The 14,357-nt window shown below is 46.7% G+C and carries 15 protein-coding genes; all 15 read left to right on the plus strand.

The window, feature by feature from the left end; all coding sequences use genetic code 11:
• The first annotated feature begins 312 nt into the window (after positions 1-312).
• Positions 313-942: a uracil phosphoribosyltransferase gene (gene upp, locus PAHA3_RS22875; RefSeq protein ID WP_017691929.1), complete on the plus strand. Its 630-nt coding sequence runs from the start codon at positions 313-315 to the stop codon at positions 940-942.
• 50 nt (positions 943-992) lie between these two features.
• Positions 993-2,150 (plus strand): non-hydrolyzing UDP-N-acetylglucosamine 2-epimerase, encoded by a 1,158-nt coding sequence (gene wecB, locus PAHA3_RS22880; RefSeq protein ID WP_062836960.1) that lies wholly within the window; start codon positions 993-995, stop codon positions 2,148-2,150.
• A gap of 186 nt (positions 2,151-2,336) precedes the next feature.
• Positions 2,337-2,591, plus strand: a complete 255-nt coding sequence (locus tag PAHA3_RS22885; protein ID WP_024632723.1) for an AtpZ/AtpI family protein — start codon at positions 2,337-2,339, stop codon at positions 2,589-2,591.
• Positions 2,584-2,961, plus strand: coding sequence for an ATP synthase subunit I (locus PAHA3_RS22890; RefSeq protein WP_062836961.1), 378 nt, complete (start codon positions 2,584-2,586; stop codon positions 2,959-2,961). The genes PAHA3_RS22885 and PAHA3_RS22890 overlap by 8 nt, the downstream gene beginning before the upstream one ends.
• Before the next feature lie 45 nt (positions 2,962-3,006).
• Positions 3,007-3,825 (plus strand): F0F1 ATP synthase subunit A, encoded by an 819-nt coding sequence (gene atpB, locus PAHA3_RS22895; RefSeq protein WP_062836962.1) that lies wholly within the window; start codon positions 3,007-3,009, stop codon positions 3,823-3,825.
• A 78-nt stretch (positions 3,826-3,903) separates the two neighbouring features.
• Positions 3,904-4,128: a F0F1 ATP synthase subunit C gene (atpE, locus tag PAHA3_RS22900; protein WP_017691934.1), complete on the plus strand. Its 225-nt coding sequence runs from the start codon at positions 3,904-3,906 to the stop codon at positions 4,126-4,128.
• 115 nt (positions 4,129-4,243) lie between these two features.
• Positions 4,244-4,732, plus strand: a complete 489-nt coding sequence (atpF, locus tag PAHA3_RS22905; RefSeq protein ID WP_062836963.1) for a F0F1 ATP synthase subunit B — start codon at positions 4,244-4,246, stop codon at positions 4,730-4,732.
• Positions 4,729-5,277 (plus strand): F0F1 ATP synthase subunit delta, encoded by a 549-nt coding sequence (locus PAHA3_RS22910; protein ID WP_062836964.1) that lies wholly within the window; start codon positions 4,729-4,731, stop codon positions 5,275-5,277. Before atpF ends, PAHA3_RS22910 begins: the two co-directional genes overlap by 4 nt.
• A 16-nt stretch (positions 5,278-5,293) precedes the next feature.
• Complete coding sequence (atpA, locus tag PAHA3_RS22915; RefSeq protein ID WP_047840700.1) at positions 5,294-6,808, plus strand: F0F1 ATP synthase subunit alpha; 1,515 nt, start codon at positions 5,294-5,296, stop codon at positions 6,806-6,808.
• Positions 6,809-6,978: 170 nt separating this feature from the next.
• Positions 6,979-7,851 carry an ATP synthase F1 subunit gamma gene (gene atpG, locus PAHA3_RS22920; protein ID WP_036612560.1) on the plus strand — a complete coding sequence of 291 codons (873 nt, stop codon included), beginning with the start codon at positions 6,979-6,981 and terminating at the stop codon, positions 7,849-7,851.
• Positions 7,852-7,946: 95 nt separating this feature from the next.
• Complete coding sequence (gene atpD, locus PAHA3_RS22925; RefSeq protein WP_047840699.1) at positions 7,947-9,350, plus strand: F0F1 ATP synthase subunit beta; 1,404 nt, start codon at positions 7,947-7,949, stop codon at positions 9,348-9,350.
• Positions 9,351-9,410: 60 nt separating this feature from the next.
• A complete protein-coding gene (locus PAHA3_RS22930; protein ID WP_062836965.1) occupies positions 9,411-9,815 on the plus strand; it encodes a F0F1 ATP synthase subunit epsilon in 405 nt (134 codons plus the stop codon).
• A 609-nt stretch (positions 9,816-10,424) separates the two neighbouring features.
• Positions 10,425-10,682, plus strand: a complete 258-nt coding sequence (locus PAHA3_RS22935; protein ID WP_062836966.1) for a DUF1146 family protein — start codon at positions 10,425-10,427, stop codon at positions 10,680-10,682.
• Positions 10,683-11,203: 521 nt separating this feature from the next.
• Positions 11,204-12,550, plus strand: a complete 1,347-nt coding sequence (gene murA / locus PAHA3_RS22940; protein WP_082762960.1) for a UDP-N-acetylglucosamine 1-carboxyvinyltransferase — start codon at positions 11,204-11,206, stop codon at positions 12,548-12,550.
• Positions 12,551-13,013: 463 nt separating this feature from the next.
• Complete coding sequence (gene spoIID / locus PAHA3_RS22945) at positions 13,014-14,354, plus strand: stage II sporulation protein D (RefSeq protein WP_062836968.1); 1,341 nt, start codon at positions 13,014-13,016, stop codon at positions 14,352-14,354.
• Positions 14,355-14,357: the final 3 nt, after the last annotated feature.

Raw genomic sequence — 14,357 nt, forward strand, 5'->3', positions numbered from 1 at the left:
ATTATAATTGGATCAAAGAAATCTGGGGATAACAGCGATCGGAAGGTCATTCGGTTTGCGGAGCACCATTAGTGTTTACACGTTTTTGAACATTCTCAATAACACAACAGCATGAGCAAAACAGGACCGGATGGATCATTTTCCGGTCCTGTTTTTTATAGGATTCGGTATTCTGTAATGATTGGGTGCCCTTTGATGGTGTAATTCGTTGTTGGTGATGATATAATATACAGGATTTATCGAGCCCATGAATGGTGGCTAGGTATATTTGGAAATGCTGAACATGAAGAACTTACCGGAGGGACAAATTAGATGGGAAAATTAGTAATATGTGATCACCCTTTGATTCAACACAAACTGACGTTTATACGCGACATGCGTACGAATACGAAAGATTTTCGTGAATTGGTGGATGAAGTAGCAACGTTGATGGCTTATGAGATTACAAGAGATGTGGAACTGGAAACGATTGATGTACAGACACCTGTAGCGGCAACACAAGGTAAAGTCATCTCTGGACGTATGCTCGGACTGGTGCCGATTCTGCGTGCAGGACTTGGAATGCTGGATGGCGTTGTGAAATTGTTGCCAGCGGCAAAAGTTGGACATGTTGGTCTGTTCCGTGACCCGGAAACACTGCAACCGGTAGAATACTACACCAAACTGCCTACAGACGTAACAGAGCGTCAATTGATTGTGATTGATCCGATGCTCGCGACTGGCGGTTCGGCCATTGCAGCCATTGACGTGCTCAAAAAACGTGGCTGTACTCAAATTAAGATGATGAACCTGGTGGCAGCACCGGAAGGCGTTAAAGCTGTACAGGATGCACATCCCGATGTGGATATCTATGTAGCAGCACTGGACGACCGTCTGGATGATCATGGTTACATCGTTCCAGGACTTGGAGATGCAGGAGACCGTCTATACGGCACTAAATAAGCATATTGCATGCTTGTAATCGGAACTTATAGAAAAGGGGCTTTGCTCGAATGTCCAAGAAAATTAAAGTCATGACGATTTTCGGGGTGCGTCCGGAAGCCATCAAGATGGCTCCGCTTATTTTGGAATTGCAAAAACATCCCGAGTCTATTGAATCTATTGTTTGCGTAACTGCGCAACATCGCCAGATGCTGGATCAGGTACTTGAAGTTTTCGACATTCATCCCGATTATGATCTGGATGTAATGAAAGACCGCCAGACATTGAATGAAATTACAATTCGTGTGCTTGGCGGTTTGGAGCCAGTGTTAGCCGAAGCTAAACCAGATATTGTACTGGTTCACGGGGATACATTGACTACCTTTGTAGCGAGCTATGCAGCATTCCTGCAACAGATTCAGGTAGGGCATGTGGAAGCGGGACTGCGGACGTGGAACAAGCTGTCTCCATATCCGGAAGAGATGAACCGTCAGTTGACGGGAGTACTGGCTGATCTACACTTTGCGCCTACGGATTGGTCTTCTTCCAATCTTGCCAAAGAAAATAAATCGGAGTCTAGTACGTACGTCACAGGCAACACGGTAACAGATGTGTTTCAATATACAGTACGGGAGGACTACAAGCACCCGGTACTTGATTGGGCCCAAGGCAAACGCCTTGTGCTGATGACAGCTCATCGCCGTGAATCTCAGGGCGAGCCTCACCGCAACATTTTCCAGGCCGTCAAACGGATTGCCGACGAATTTGAAGATATTGCCATCGTGTACCCGGTGCATCCAAGTCCTGCTGTGAAGGAGCCGGCTCACGCGATCTTGGGGAATCATCCCCGTATTCAATTAATTGATCCACTAGACGTGGTGGATTTGCATAACTTTTACCCGCATACTCACTTGATTTTGACCGATTCAGGCGGTTTGCAGGAAGAAGCGCCTTCGTTTGGTGTGCCTGTACTCGTATTGCGCGATACAACAGAGCGCCCGGAAGGTATTGAAGCTGGAACGCTGGAACTGGTTGGTACCGAAGAGGAACGTGTATATGAACGGACCAAAGCTCTGCTTACAGACGAAACACTGTATGCAAGCATGAGTCAGGCTGCTAATCCATACGGTGATGGACATGCTTCGGAAAGAATTGTCAATGCGATTTTGCATCATTTCGGTGTAAATAGTGACCGTCCGGAATCATTTCACAGAAAATTCAAAAAATAATACATTTTTTCTGACGGATTTATAAAGGGCATAGCATACAGTTAAACTGTACGGTTTACGCGGGTTTATGGGCTTTGAGGGTCTATATTCCCGTCGTTTTCCCCTTTAAAACGCTAAAATCATTCAATTGACAAAGGCTCTCATCATTCAGTAAAATTAACTGGGATTGCAAGGGTGGCGTGGAAAATGGCCGATTCGAACAAACCAAATTCATCCCGTAACCATGACGATAATGTATGGAAAGCGATGGGACTCGTGACAGCTTTTGGGATCGAGATTGCCATTCTCGCTGTTGCCGGATATTACGCTGGCTCCTGGTTGGACAAGACCATTGGAGGTAACGGAATATGGATCGCCGTAAGCGTTCTCTTTTTTCTTGCGGCAGGCGGTGTAAGCATCTACTTTATCGCGAAAAAATTCATGGGGGAAAGTGATGAGTGAACTAACCAGATACCGCAGATCGATGACTGTTTTCATCATGTACTTTCTTATGATTTGTTTTCTCGCAGCGGCCTTTATGCCACGTGTGGAGACAATTGCTTTGGGACTGGCCCTGGGTACAGGAATTAGCTGGATCAATGCATTTTACTTGGGCTACAAAGTAAGGAAAATGTCTGATGATGCGGCAGAAGGTAACTTGAAGCGTGTGAACCTGGGATTTTTGACAAGAGCGGCACTCGCTGTGCTCGGTATATTCATATCGATGCGCTTCCCGCAGTACTTCAATACATATGCGGTTGCAGGCGGTCTCGTCATTGCACAATTTTCCTTACTGATTATAGGGATTGTCCATTCCCGCAGAGCAGAATGATGTTAGGTGCTGCAGCTTTCAAGTCGAGAAAGGGGTGAGAAAAATATGCATGAAGCTCCAATTATTATGCTTGGCGGATTTCGACTGGATCTATCGGTTGTGTTGATGCTGGTAGTTACAGGTGCCCTTGTTTTTATTTTTGCTGTACTGGCCACACGAAGACTATCCGTTGAAAACCCCGGCAAGCTGCAAAATTTTATGGAGTGGGCAGTAGAATTCGTCCGCAATCTGATTTCCAGTACAATGGATATGAAGAAAGGTAAACATTTTATCTCTCTCGCTCTTTCCATGATCATGTTCATTTTTGTAGGAAACATGCTCGGACTTCCGTTCCAAGCGGTAACTGCAGTGGACAGCGCAGAACATGCGCAAGTGTTCGGTCAGCCGATTGTTACAGCGGTGGAGGCGTTTGAAGAAGCGCATGCCAAGGACCCGGAAGCACATCCACACGTTGAACTGGCATGGTGGAAATCACCGACAGCCGATTTGTCTGTAACGATGGGACTCGCTCTCGTAGCGTTCCTTGTATCGCATGGACTCGGATTGTTCCGCAACACCAGAGGATATCTCCAGCATTACCTGAAGCCATTCGCTTTGTTCTTGCCAATCAACCTGATTGAGACGGCATCCAAGCTGTTGACACACGGTATGCGTCTATTCGCGAATATCTTCGCAGGTGAGGTACTGATCGCAACGATCCTGAAACTGACCACATTTAAAGTGTTTGGTGCTATTGCAGCGATTCCGCTACTAATGGTGTGGCAAGGCTTTAGTATCTTTATCGGCGCGATCCAGGCATTTGTGTTTGTTATCTTGATGATGGTGTACATTTCACAGAGCATCGAGACGCACGACGAGCATTAAGTTTCAAGCCCTACGAAGATTTCTTCACCAGGCTGAACAATAAAAAATTCGATTTAACATTTTAAGGAGGATATACAAATGGGAGCAATGGCATTAATCGCAGCAGCAATTGTTGCAGGACTGGGCGCGTTTGGCGCAGGTATTGGTAACGGTATGGTAATCAGCAAAACGGTGGAAGGTATTGCCCGTCAACCGGAAGCAAAATCCACTCTTCAAACAACAATGTTTATCGGTGTAGGTTTGATCGAGGTATTGCCGATCATCGGTGTGGTACTCGCGTTCATGTTCTACGGTATGGCTTAATTTAATTTTAAAGGTTTGGCGGGGAAGGCCATAGCCATCCGCGCCTTCTTTTTAGGTAATGTCTGCTACGTGCAGATGAACGTTTCAAGGATACCTCCAGGAAGGAGTGAACAGATTGAGTTTCATATGGGAAAATACGCTTCTTGCGATTATTGCATTCGCAATTTTATATTGGCTGCTTAGCCGTTATGCTTTCGGTCCTTTGTTCTCCATTATGGAAAAACGTCGTGAACTCGTGTTGACGCAGATGAATGAGGCTGCACAGACTCGGGAACAGGCCATTGCCTATGTGGAGGAACAAAAACAAGCTCTTGAGCAAGCGCGCAAAGATGCTTACGACATCATTGAACAATCCAAACAAACGGGTGGCAAACAAGCTGAATCGATCTTGGCTGATGCGAAAGCAGAAGCTAATCGTCTGAAAGACGATGCAGTACGCGAGATCGAGAGCGAGAAGAACAAAGCAGTCGCAGCGCTTCGCAGCGAGCTGGGTACAGCTTCCGTTCAGATTGCATCCAAGTTGATCAAAAAAGAAGTTGAGAACGGTCCTGCACAAGAAGAACTTGTGAACCAATACCTCAATGAGGTAGGAGGCCGACAATGAGCCGCGATACGATTGTTGCCAAGCGTTATGCGAAAGCATTGTTCGAAGTTGCTCTTCAGCAACAGCAGGTGCTTGAGGTTGAACAGGAACTGGTTGCAGTAGTCAGTGCATTGACCGGAGATGCTGATATCGAGAAATTTATCGTATCCCCTAATATTTCTGATGAAGCCAAACAGAACGTGCTTCACTCAAGTCTTGATGGTAAGGTATCCGAGTCTGTTCTTCGTACAGTCTTGTTGTTGATTGAGCGCGGACGCGTTGAATTGCTGGGAGACTTGCTGAATGATTATCGGAAAATCCAAGGTGAGTCGCTCGGCATCGCTGATGCTCGTGTCTACTCGACTTATGCATTGAATGATGAAGAAAAAGAAGCGGTAGCCCGTGAATTCGGTGGCCGTGTGAATAAAAAGATTCGTATCGAGAACATTGTTGATCCGACTCTGCTGGGCGGATTGAAAGTCGCCATTGGCGATACGATCTATGACGGCAGCTTGGCTGGCAAGCTCGAACGTCTTGAGCAGTCTTTTAACAGACGAGTACAGTAGATTGGGGTGAGGACACTTGAGTATCAAACCAGAAGAAATCAGTACATTAATTAAGAGCCAAATCGAACAATACAAGACCGATATCGATGTAGTCGAAGTCGGAACGGTAATCGAGGTTGGTGATGGTATCGCTCGTGTTTACGGACTTGAGAACGTCATGTCCAACGAGTTGGTTGAATTCCCAAGCGGTGTTATGGGACTCGCCATGAACGTGGAAGAAAGCAATGTCGGTGTCGTTATCCTGGGACCTTACTACGATATTCGTGAAGGCGACCAAGTGAAACGTACTGGTCAAATCATGCAAGTGCCTGTAGGCGAAGCATTGATTGGACGCGTTGTGAACCCTCTCGGTATTCCAGTAGATGGCAAAGGGCCAATCGCTACAACGGAATTCCGTCCAGTTGAAGGTAAAGCACCAGGCGTAATGGATCGTAAATCGGTTCATGAGCCGATGCAAACAGGTATCAAAGCCATTGATGCAATGGTACCAATCGGTCGTGGACAACGTGAGTTGATCATCGGTGACCGTCAAACAGGTAAAACATCCATCGCAATTGATGCGATCCTGAACCAAAAAGGTAGCGGCATGAAGTGTATCTATGTGGCTATTGGTCAGAAACAGTCTACGGTTGCTCAAGTTGTGGAAACTCTTCGTCGTAAAGGCGCAATGGAGTACACAATTGTTGTAACTGCAGCAGCTTCCGATCCATCACCACTCTTGTACATCGCACCGTATTCTGGTTGTTCGATGGGTGAGTACTTCATGTACAAAGGCGAACACGTTCTGGTTATCTATGATGACTTGACCAAACAAGCCTCTGCATATCGTGAGCTTTCCTTGTTGCTTCGTCGTCCACCGGGCCGTGAGGCTTATCCGGGTGACGTCTTCTACCTGCACTCCCGTTTGCTGGAGCGTGCTGCGAAGCTGAATGATGAACTTGGTGGTGGTTCTTTAACCGCACTTCCGTTTATTGAAACACAAGCTTCCGACGTATCGGCATACATTCCAACGAACGTAATCTCCATCACGGACGGACAAATCTTCCTGGAAGCTGACTTGTTCAATGCTGGACAACGCCCGGCGATCAACGTAGGTATTTCCGTATCCCGTGTCGGTGGTTCTGCTCAGATCAAAGCGATGAAAAAGGTTGCAGGTTCCCTGCGTCTCGACCTCGCTCAATATCGTGAGCTTCAAGCGTTCTCCCAGTTCGGTTCCGATCTGGATAAAGCGACTCAGGCCCGCCTGAATCGTGGTGCACGCATGATGGAAATCCTGAAGCAAGGTGTTAACCAGCCTCTGCCTGTTGAACAACAGGTTGTCAGCTTGTACACTGCAGTTAAAGGATTCCTGGATGAAATTCCAACAGGTGATGTTACTCGTTTCGAGCGTGAGTTCCTCGCGTTCATGGAGAGCAGCCATCCGGAGATTCTTGCATCCATCCGTGATACTAAAGAATTGACTGCAGACAACGAAAATGCACTGAAAGGTGCAATTGAGAAGTTCAGAAAGAGCTTTGCTGTCTCTGTCTAAATAAATGATTGCAGGTGCGGAGTTGTCTAACCGATTCCGCATGTCTGCATGTAATACTTTGACTCTGTCAAAAAAGATGATGCTTACGATGTAGTTTTGACTCTGTCAAAACTAGTGGTGATGCTTACGAAGTAACTTTGACCCCGTCAAAGTTTTGAGGTGGTGAAATCATGGCAAAAGGCATGCGCGAAATTAAGCGGCAAATTAAAAGCGTACAAAGCACCAAGCAGATCACCAAAGCAATGGAGATGGTAGCTGCTGCAAAACTGCGTAAAGCGCAGGAAAAAGCGGAAGCAGCCCGTCCTTATTCGGAGAAACTGAAAGAAGTTGTAGCTAGTATTGCATCAAGCACGCAAGGCATACAGCATCCGATGCTGGAGAGCCGTCCGGTCAAAAAGACAGCTTACCTGATCATTACATCGGACCGTGGTCTTGCAGGTGGATACAATGCGAACGTTTTGCGTCAGGTTAATCAGACGCTCAAAGAGCGCCACAACTCCCAGGATGACTACGAATTGTTCGTCATTGGACGTAAAGGACGCGATTACTTCAGACGTCGTGAAATTGCGATGGCATCCACAACAACGGATCTGTCGGATTCGCCTTCATTTGCAGACATCAAATCCATCGCACACGAAGCTGTTCATGGGTTTGAACTGGCTGAATTTGATGAATTGTACATTTGTTATAACCGCTTTGTGAATGCGTTGACCCAGATTCCTACGGTAGAAAAACTTCTTCCGATGGAAACACCTGAGGTAACTGCTGCGGAAGGACCAACGGCAAGCTACGAATACGAGCCGTCTGCTGAAGCTGTACTGGAGGTTTTGCTTCCGCGTTACGCGGAAACGCTGATCTATGGTGCACTTCTGAACGGTAAGGCAAGTGAGCTCGGCGCGAAAATGACGGCAATGGGTAATGCAACCAAAAATGCATCCAAACTCATTAATGACTTGTCATTGACTTATAACCGTGCCCGTCAAGCGGCGATTACGCAGGAGATTACGGAAATTGTGGCAGGTGCCAACGCAGCACAAGGCTAACCGTTTTTTTATTAATGAAGGCTTGCAGAGCAAAGATAAACGAACGGTACATTATTTTTGCAAAAGTAGCAGGCTTGTAGGAGGGGAACGTTAAGATGAACAAAGGACGCGTTGTGAGCATCATGGGTCCGGTTGTTGACGTCGAGTTTGATCGCGGCGGTCTGCCGGAAATCCTCAATGCCATTACGATCACTACAGTAAGTGAGAGCGGCGTTAGTGTAAACCTTACACTCGAAGCTTCGAAACATCTGGGTGACAACCGAGTACGTTGTATTGCGATGTCCTCCACGGATGGACTTGTTCGTGGTATGGAAGCTTTAGATACAGGAGCGCCAATCTCTGTACCCGTCGGAGAAGCAACACTGGGTCGTGTATTTAACGTACTCGGCGAAGCAATTGATACTGGCGGTGCTGTAGCTGCTGAGCACAAGAACCCGATTCACCGTTCAGCACCTGCATTTGATGAACTGACTACCCAAGCAGAAATGCTGGAGACAGGAATCAAAGTTATCGACTTGCTCGCACCTTACGCTAAAGGTGGTAAAATCGGTCTCTTCGGTGGTGCCGGTGTAGGTAAGACGGTAACCATTCAGGAATTGATCAACAACATCGCACAAGAACACGGTGGTATCTCCGTATTCGCGGGTGTTGGTGAGCGTACACGTGAAGGTAATGACTTGTATCACGAGATGAGTGATTCCGGCGTTATCAACAAAACAGCGATGGTCTTCGGACAAATGAACGAGCCTCCAGGCGCACGTCTTCGTGTAGCCCTCACAGGTCTGACGATGGCGGAATACTTCCGTGATGAAGAAGGCCGTGACGTGTTGCTCTTTATCGATAACATCTTCCGTTTCACCCAAGCCGGTTCAGAAGTATCTGCCTTGCTTGGACGTATGCCTTCCGCGGTAGGTTACCAACCTACGCTGGCAACAGAAATGGGTCAATTGCAAGAGCGTATCACTTCAACGAAAAAAGGTTCTGTAACATCCATCCAGGCCATCTACGTGCCTGCGGATGACTACACTGACCCGGCTCCTGCAACGACGTTTGCTCACTTGGATGCAACGACGAACCTGGAGCGTAAAATTTCCGAGATGGGTATCTACCCTGCGGTAGATCCGCTGGCATCCAGCTCCCGGATCTTGTCCCCTGAAGTTGTAGGTGAAGAACACTACAGCGTAGCTCAAGGCGTTAAACGTATCTTGGCACGTTACAATGAATTGCAAGATATCATTGCAATCTTGGGTATGGACGAGTTGAGTGAAGAAGACAGAGCGCTTGTATACCGTGCTCGTAAAATCCAACGTTTCTTGTCCCAGCCTTTCCACGTTGCTGAAGCATTTAACGGTATTCCAGGTAAATACGTTCCGGTTAAAGAAACGGTGCGCAGCTTTAAAGAGATTCTCGAAGGTAAGTATGATGATCTTCCGGAAGCAGCTTTCCTCTTTGTTGGTACAATTGAAGAGGCAGTGGAGAAAGCCAAAACACTGGTTTAGTCTGAATCCAGGATTGTCCTTATGTGGGCTATCCTTCGGATAGTTTCAGGAGGGATGGAATTGAGCACCTTTTTGTTGGAAATTGTAACACCCGAGCGTCTGGTATATTCAGAACAAGTGGATAGCATCACCGCTCGCGGTATTGAAGGGGAACTGGGCATTTTGCCTGGTCATATTCCTATGGTTACACCTTTGCAGATTGCACCAATCTATATTCGTAACGGAAAAGAAAATAAACAAGTTGCTATCGGTGGCGGGTTTATCGAAGTACGTAAAGATAAGGTTGTTGTACTTGCGGAGAGTGCTGAATTCCCGGAAAACATTGATGTGGATCGTGCGCGTGCGGCGAAAGAGCGGGCAGAACGTCGGCTTGCAAGCCAAAGCAATCAGGACCACTTTGACCACCGTCGTGCAGAGATTGCTCTGCAAAAAGCGGTTAACCGGATTAATGTATTCGGCAAATAAACGATTCTTGGAAGCCCGGCGGCTTAGTCTGCCGGGCTTTTTTTGAGTTTGATTGATAGAATTGTTTTATTGAATATAGTAAAACAACCGGCTTCAAATTCCGCGACATTCCTTCATTAAACAGAAGTTTCTTGAGCAGATTATTCACCTATTTGTGAGGATTTGAATAGAATGTAGGACTAAAGTAGTGGGCGCATTTACCACTGAGAGAACCATTTTTTTCATGGGGAAATTCAAATTATTTCCGAGGAAATGACAGAATCGATATCGAAATAGCGCTCTTTTATGTCGTTTTAGTCACAAAATCCCGGCATTTTAAAATTAAAATATTTTAGAAGTGGAAATCAATGTAATTGACAATGTATGATGAAAGAGCCTATATTCCATAGAGTCAGCAGAAGCAGGAAGCTGCGTAGTAGATTCCATAGTCATGCACAGCCGCATTGTTGCTGCTCGGTGATTGGGCATCAGGAGATTCCTGCCTGGCAGGAGTAAATCTGACAGTACACTCAGCATGTTATGCTCAAGGCATTCCAGTATACTAACAAGTTATGGTTGCTGGGCATATGATATGCTGATCGCTGCAACAAATGTGGAGGTAATGAATATATGGATACTGATCTGACGAATCAGGTGAATCAGGCGCTAAGCACCAATGCCTTGGTCTCAATTATCGTCTCCCTGTTATGTATAGCGTTGTCTTGGTGGGCTTTGCAGAATCTCAAACTGGATTTGATCATCAGACAGCCACGGGGTGCTCAGGGAAGACTGTTACATTTGTTGCTCGCCATCATTTTGGGGCACGCCGTTGCTGGCTTTGTCATTGACTACTTGTCTTGGACCCAAATGTTGAAGAATTTGTTTTAATGTTGAGATGGTTGGTTAATCATCTGTTAGGATCTTCAAGGAGCTCATTGTCGAATAACATCGATTAATTGTGTTAACAATTAGAGTATGAGTTGTCGGTAAAGAAATTAAGAAAAAAATGTGACGTGAAATTGGATGAATTTGAGATGTTTTATGTAAAAATGCTTGTATCGTACAATTCAACAATGTTATGATGGAAGTTAGGGAATTCACAATTGTTCACTTATTTTGTAGTTATAAACGGGATATCCGGTTGATGCCGGCTAATAACCATCCCACTCTGTCTGTTCTGATGCTCTGCTGGCTTGTAAGACACTGATTTTACATGCTGAATAGCAAGAGGCACGGCACATGGTATCATTGATATGGATTATAAAAACCAATTCTTTTCTGAACAGACATCTGTGGCAACATGCCAAAATATGTCGAAATTCCACACACAGCAACAGTCCTTTCTAGCATAGTGGGGCTTACGTATTCCGGAATGAAGAAAAGGGAATAAAAGCGCGGAGGGAACCATGATGAGCAAATTTATCGTCCGCGGTGGCAAAAGGTTGACCGGAAGTGTCAAAGTTAGCGGCGCTAAAAATTCTGTTCTTCCGATCATCGCTGCCTCTCTCTTAGGGGAAGAAGGACAAAGCGTTATTATTGACGCGCCTCCTCTAGACGATGTGATGACGATTAACAAGGTGTTGGAATCGCTGGGAGCGGGAGTTACATACCGGGACGAAGTGATTACCGTAAATGCGGAGAAACTTACTTCCTGTGAAGCCCCGTATGAATGGGTAAGTAAAATGCGGGCGTCTTTCCTGGTCATGGGGCCTTTGTTGACGCGAATGGGTCATACAAGAATCTCACTTCCTGGTGGATGTGCCATCGGTACACGACCTATTGATCAGCATTTGAAAGGTTTTGAAGCCATGGGCGCAGAGATCAGCTTGGGCCAAGGTTATATCGAAGCTCGTAGCCAAGGTCGGTTGCGTGGCGCGAAAATTTATCTGGATGTGGCTTCCGTAGGTGCCACTCAAAATATTATGATGGCTGCAACATTGGCCGAAGGCGTAACTGTTCTGGAGAATGCGGCAAAAGAGCCTGAAATTGTGGATCTTGCTAACTTCCTGAATGGAATGGGTGCCATTGTACGTGGTGCTGGTACTGGAGTGATCCGCATCGAAGGTGTGGAGAAACTGACAGGAGTAACACACACCGTTATTCCGGATCGGGTAGAAGCTGGTACGTATATGGCTGCTGCTGCAATCTCTGGTGGTGACGTGTACATTGAAGGTGCAATCTCTGATCACCTGGGCTCCGTTATTGCGAAGCTTGAAGAGATGGGTGTAACGATCCAACCGGATGAGAATGGCGTGCGTGTAATCGCAGATCGTCCTCTTAAGGCTGTGGATGTAAAAACATTACCATACCCAGGATTCCCGACCGATATGCAATCCCAGATGATGGCACTCTTGCTCGCATCTGAAGGAACAAGTGTCGTGACAGAGACTGTTTTTGAAAACCGATTCATGCATGTGGATGAATTCCAATTGATGAATGCGGAGATCAAAGTTGAAGGACGTTCGTCCATCATCACAGGTAATGCCAAACTGAAGGGTGCCAAAGTAACGGCTACCGATTTGCGTGCGGGTGCAGCACTCATTATTGCAGGTCTTGTTGCTGAAGGTACAACGGAAGTGGGCGGTGTTCATCACATCGACCGTGGCTATGTACATCTTGCAGAGAAGCTTAATGGACTTGGCGCTGACATCTATCGGATCTCGGTTGATGAGCCTAAGCTGGAAGCAACCAAAGCACCTAGTGAAAAAGTGGAGAAAGAAGTACCGATGTTTAAGGTACAACCAACTTTGGCTTAACACTGGATTTCTTTAAAATGTTCTGTCGTATGAGTCACACGGTTGTGTGGATTATGAATACGATGGAGCACATATTGTAAAAGATGATAAAGCTAAGCCATCCGGCTTGGCTTTTTTTGTGTTTATTTTCAAAAAGATTAACGAGATATTTAATACCTGATTCTATTAATAGCTGGTCCTAACTTGTATAGCATAACATTGTATTCTGTACCGATTCTGAACCAAATGAAAGAGCGTACTTAATATAGGGTTCCGTTTTGAATTAAACACCGATATTCGGCGACAGATCAACGTTTCTAAGATGTACATGGCAAAAGAAAGATTGAAAGCTAACGGAACGAAAAGGGCCTTGTTTCTCTTAAATCAGGTTCTATCAGATCGCGCTAGCTCATACCCTAAACTATGGATTTTAACAACACGACCGGCACTTAACCGGCCATAGACAACGGAGGGTTATATTCGAATGAAAGAAGCTCGTGTTCAGGTAAAGGTACCCCTTGTCCCTCGCCCGGGTATGCAAGAGCCGGAGGAGAATACCGTTTCTGGAGTGGCACAAGACAAGCTAGCCTCAGCGAACCTGAGGAATATTTCATCACAGCCTGCAAAAATATCAAGTCCAAGACGGGTGTCGACAGATGAGCTAAACCGACAGGCAGTCGAGCACATCCATATACCTGTTATTGAGCTGGACCAATTCCGACGAGTGAAGCGTCGCCGAATGCGGACATTCGGACGAAAGCCCCGATGGGGGCGTAACACGACGAGATGGCAACCCGCTGCCGCTGTATCTGCTCTATTGGCGATGGCATTACTGATTCCGGTAATTCTGGTATGGCCGCGGGCGAGCGAATCACCAAAGCCGATCCCTGCGCCAACAGATGCCAGCAGTACAAGAACCCCAGCTCCTGCGCCAGCAGTTCCTGTTACCTATCCCGAACCCCAAGTACGCGTATACCTGTCTGCAACGGGCACAACGATGAATCTGCCACTGGAAGACTATGTTACCGGCGTAGTGGCTGCTGAGATGCCAGCGGAATTCAGACTGGAGGCGTTAAAAGCACAGGCCATTGCAGCTCGCACATTTATCGTACGAAGACTCGCTGCGAGTGATACAAGCGGTGTTCCATCGGGTGCGGCGGATGTGACGGATACGGTTAGCCATCAGGTGTTTATTCCGCCAGATCAGGTGAAAGCAGATTGGACTCGTCTAGGGAAAGCGCAGGAATGGGAGAAGCTGCAACAGGCTGTACGCGAAAGTCGAGATACGGTCATGACATATCAGGGCAAAGCGATTACCGCATCCTTTTTCTCCACAAGTAATGGGTATACCGAGAATGCGGAGGATGTATGGGGGAACGCTGTGCCGTATCTGCAAAGTGTAGACAGTCCATGGGACAAAAATCTTGCTCCAGGATTCAAACAGACCGTTACCATGAAGCGTAACGAGATTCTGCAGAAGCTGAACCTAGATGCCATTCCGGTGACCGCCCAGAAGAGTGGATCGTGGATGGAAGTATTGTCTACAACCAAAGGACATCGGATTAAGGAAATGCAGATCGCAGGTGAAACATTCAGCGGCCCCGAGGTCAGAAAGCTACTCGGATTAAGATCCAGCCAGTTCAGTTGGAAGACCGCAGGCGATGAGGTTCAGATTACAACGTATGGATACGGACATGGGGTTGGCATGAGCCAATGGGGAGCAAACGGCATGGCGCAGGAGGGTCACACCGCCACCCAGATTCTCAAACACTACTATACCGGCATCTCATTCGGACAGGCATCCAAGATGCTTGCATCGAAGTAGGAG

It is taken from the genome of Paenibacillus amylolyticus (assembly GCF_001570725.1).
GTDB classification, from domain to species: domain Bacteria; phylum Bacillota; class Bacilli; order Paenibacillales; family Paenibacillaceae; genus Paenibacillus; species Paenibacillus amylolyticus_A.